At 62.6% G+C, this 3,286-nt stretch carries 3 protein-coding genes; all 3 read left to right on the top strand.

What is annotated here, in order from left to right; all coding sequences use genetic code 11:
* Nucleotides 1-233: 233 nt before the first annotated feature.
* From PMI31_RS25405 to PMI31_RS25395, 3 genes are read left to right on the top strand one after another with little or no spacing between them, the layout of a single operon-like run.
* Nucleotides 234-1,199: a Bug family tripartite tricarboxylate transporter substrate binding protein gene (locus PMI31_RS25405; protein WP_008022273.1), complete on the top strand. Its 966-nt coding sequence runs from the start codon at nucleotides 234-236 to the stop codon at nucleotides 1,197-1,199.
* A gap of 1 nt (nucleotide 1,200) precedes the next feature.
* A complete protein-coding gene (locus PMI31_RS25400; protein WP_008022270.1) occupies nucleotides 1,201-1,683 on the top strand; it encodes a tripartite tricarboxylate transporter TctB family protein in 483 nt (160 codons plus the stop codon).
* 15 nt (nucleotides 1,684-1,698) lie between these two features.
* Nucleotides 1,699-3,207 (top strand): tripartite tricarboxylate transporter permease, encoded by a 1,509-nt coding sequence (locus PMI31_RS25395; RefSeq protein WP_008022268.1) that lies wholly within the window; start codon nucleotides 1,699-1,701, stop codon nucleotides 3,205-3,207.
* Nucleotides 3,208-3,286 lie beyond the last annotated feature (79 nt).

The following is a 3,286-nucleotide window of genomic DNA, read 5'->3' as shown; positions in this document are numbered from 1 at the left end:
GGAGCGAGCTCGCTCGCGAAAAACGCCGAGACACCGCGGGGATTCAGACAGCCCGCGTTATCGTTGACGTCCATCGTCGGAACGCCGCCCGGAGCAAGCTCGCTCCTACAGTGGTTTCAGCAAAACAGATCAACCCACGGATCCATGGCCTAAGCTTGTTCGCAGGCCCATGCCCGTCGAGCACCTCGATGGGCAAGCGGCACCTATAAAAACAATGCAATCAGGAGATGCTCATGTCCGCTTTGATCCGTCGTTTCAGTCGCTGCATGGCCGCCGGTTTGACCGCTGCCGTGCTTGTCGCCCCCGCCTTCGCGCTGGATACCGTGAAATTCATGGCCCCGGGCTCGGTGGGCGGTGGCTACGACCAGACCGCCCGGGTACTGGGCAAGGCCATGGTCGAGGCCAATACGGCCAAGGCCGTGACCTTCGAGAACAAGGGCGGGGCAGGCGGGACCCTGGGGCTGGCGCAGTTTGCCAACAGCACCAAGGGTGACCCGAACGCGTTGCTGGTGGTCGGCGCGATCATGGTCGCGGGCATCGAGCAGAACAAACCACAGATCAGCCTGAAGGATGTGACGCCCATTGCCCGGCTGTTCACGGAGTACAACGTGATCGCCGTGCGCAAGGAGTCTGAGTACAAGACCCTCGATGACCTGATCAAGGCCTTCAAGGCCAACCCAACGAGCATCACCTGGGGCGGCGGCTCCAAGGGCTCGGTGGATCACATCGGCATTGCCGAGCTGGCGGGCAAGCTGGACGTGCCGGTCAACAAGGTGAACTACGTGGCGTTTGGTGGGGGCGGCGAAGTGGTTGCCCAGGCGCTGGGCGGCCAGCTCAAGGTGATCACCGGCGGTTACGCGGAGCTTGGCCAATACATCAAGACCGGTCAGTTCCGGGTCCTGGCCATCGGTGCGCCGGAGCGCGTGCCCGGCATTGATGCACCGACCCTCAAGGAAAGCGGCTACGACGTGACGATCGGCAACTGGCGCGGCGTTTACGGTGCAGCGGGCCTTACCCCGGAGCAGCGTAAAGAGGTGATCGACGCTGTCGTGGCCGCCACCAACAGCAAGGTCTGGCAGGACAATCTCCAGACTAACGCCTGGACGCCCAGCGTGCTGACCGGCGATGAGTTCGGCAAATTCGTCGACGAGGAACACGCACGGTTGCGCGCGATGCTGGTCAAGGTCGGGCTGCTTTGAGATGGCCACACTGCGCGCAGTGGTGCCGACGCAATTGGCGGTCGGCATCGGCCTGATCGCCATCAGCGTCGTATTGGCGATTGGCGCCTACCGTTTTCCGCCTGAAATGGGTTTCGTCATCCTCCCGGCGTACGTTTATCCCTATATCGTGGCGGCGTTTCTGGGTGCAGTGGGCTTGGTGCTGGGGTATCAGGCCATCAGTGGCGGCTTTCGCGAGCTGGATAACGACGTCGCCACGGTGCCCGCTGGAAAAACCGGTGCGGCCTGGGTGACCGCGGGGCTTGTCGGGGTGGCGGTGCTGATCAACCTCATCGGCTTTGTGCTGGCCGCCGGGTTGCTGTTTGCCTGTTCGGCGCGGGGGTTTGGCAGCCGTCATCCGGTGCGGGACCTGGCCATCGGCATTGCCTTGACTCTACCGATCTACTGGTTGTTCAACGCCGGGCTGGGGGTTTCCCTGCCATCGCTGATCAACATCTGGCTGTGAGAGGAGATCGACTCAGTGGACATTCTTTCAAGCCTGATGATGGGGTTTTCAGCGGCACTGACGCCGATCAACCTGATGTGGGGGTTCATCGGCTGCCTGCTCGGCACCGCCATCGGTGTGTTGCCGGGGATCGGTCCGGCGCTGACGGTGGCCCTGCTGTTGCCGATCACCGCCAAGGTCGACCCCACTGGCGCGCTGATCATGTTCGCCGGTATCTATTACGGCGCACAGTTCGGCGGCTCCACCACCTCGATCCTGCTCAACACCCCCGGTGAATCGTCTTCCATGGTCACGGCACTGGAAGGCAACCTGATGGCGCGCAACGGCCGGGCCGGGCCTGCGCTGGCAACGGCGGCGATAGGCTCATTCGTCGCCGGCACCATCGCCACGATTTTGCTGACGCTGTTCGCACCCATCGTCGCCAGGCTGGCACTGAATTTCGGCCCGACCGAATACTTCGCGATCCTGGTGCTGTCGTTCACCACCGTGTCGGCGGTGCTTGGCGCTTCCATGCTCAGAGGGTTTGCTTCACTCGGCGTCGGGCTGACCATCGGTTTGATCGGCCTGGACTCGACCTCGGGTATTGCCCGCTACACCCTCGGCGTGCCCGAATTGGTCGACGGTATCGAGGTGGTGCTGGTGGCGGTCGGTTTGTTCGCGGTTGGCGAGGCCTTGTACAGCCTGCTCTATCAAGGGGAATCAAACGAAGGACGGCATCGCCTGACCTCGTTGTGGATGACCCGTGCGGACTGGAAACGCTCGGTGCCGGCGTGGCTGCGGGGCACGCTGATCGGTTTTCCGTTTGGTTCGATTCCGGCCGGTGGCGCCGAGATTCCAACCTTTTTGTCCTATTCCACCGAGCGCAAGCTCAGCCGATACCCCAAGGAGTTTTCCGCCAACAAGGGCGAGGGTGCCATCGAAGGTGTCGCCGGCCCCGAAGCGGCCAACAATGCCAGCGCGACCGGCTCCCTGGTGCCGTTGTTGACCCTGGGCATCCCGACGTCCGCTACCGCGGCGATCCTGCTGGCCGCGTTCCAGAACTACAACCTGCAACCAGGGCCGATGCTGTTCGAAACCTCCGCCGACCTGGTGTGGACGCTGGTGGCCTCGCTGTATATCGGCAACGTGATCCTGCTGGTGTTGAACCTGCCGCTGGTGGGGCTGTGGGTCAAACTGCTGCAAATCCCCCGGCCGTACCTGAACGCCGGCATCCTTGTATTCGCCACCATCGGCGTGTATGGCATGCGTCACTCATCCTTCGACCTGATCCTGATGTTGGCGATTGGCTGGGGTGGGGTGCTGATGCGGCGGTTCGACTTCCCCGTCGCCCCGGTGATCGTCGGCATGCTGCTGGGGCCGATGGCCGAGAAACAACTGCGTAACGCCTTGTCCATCAGCCAGGGCGACTGGACGGTGTTCGTCACGCAACCGATCTCGGCGTTCTTCCTCGCCCTGACGCTGCTGGTGCTGGTGGTGCCCTATGTGTTGCATAAACGCGGCATCAAGTTGCATGAGGATGATTAAGCAATCCCTTGTGGGAGCCTGCTCGCGAAGGCGGTGTGTCAGTCGACATTGATGTTGAATGTGAGGGCCTCTTCGCGGG

The sequence above is a fragment of the Pseudomonas sp. GM55 genome (assembly GCF_000282395.1).
Classification (GTDB): domain Bacteria; phylum Pseudomonadota; class Gammaproteobacteria; order Pseudomonadales; family Pseudomonadaceae; genus Aquipseudomonas; species Aquipseudomonas fluorescens_CC.
This window is presented reverse-complemented; position numbering and strand designations above follow the sequence as displayed.